This is a genomic window from Alcanivorax sp. HI0044 (genome assembly GCF_001634945.1).
On the sequence record NZ_LWEZ01000056.1, the window covers coordinates 1 to 567 of the forward strand.

A 567-nucleotide genomic window follows, 5' to 3' on the forward strand; every position below is an offset into this window, starting at 1 on the left:
AATGAGCAAAAAGGCGCGTATTAGGCGGACACGTCAGGAAAGCGAGGGGACCATGAGAAGAAAACCCACCCTGATAGGGATAATAGCTGCCGGGCTACTGGGACTCTTTGTGGCGGGCTGCAGTGATGACAGCGGCCATGAGTATCTGGAACAGCAGGTTCGCCAAGCCTTGCAGGATAACAATCTGAGCGTTTGGCAGGTGGAGTCGCTGGCGGTGACCGACCGCCAGAAAGAGGGCAACAAAGGGCATGTGGTTACCTCCTACCAGTTCGAGGTTGGGCTGGTGCTGCAGGAGGACCTGCAACTGGTGCGCTATGCCGATGCGGATGCCCGGGAACTGGTGGTGACGGCAGGGCCCGGAGCCGGGGAGTCGGTTGTGTTGCCGGGTATGGCGCGGGTCGAGGGGGAGCAAACCGAGCCGCTTGACGAGGGGGCGCCGCCGCGGGCACGGATCAGCTTGCCGCTCACGGATCTTCCTGCAGGGCTGCCGGCCTCCCTGTTACGGGAGCGTTTCGCCGACTGGCAACAGATTGCGGTGGGGAGCGACGCGTACCAGACAATGCTGGA

At 62.3% G+C, this 567-nt stretch carries 1 pseudogene; it reads left to right on the plus strand.

The window, feature by feature from the left end:
- Window positions 1-52: 52 nt before the first annotated feature.
- Window positions 53-567, plus strand: a pseudogene (locus A3730_RS00630) (hypothetical protein); the annotation flags it as partial.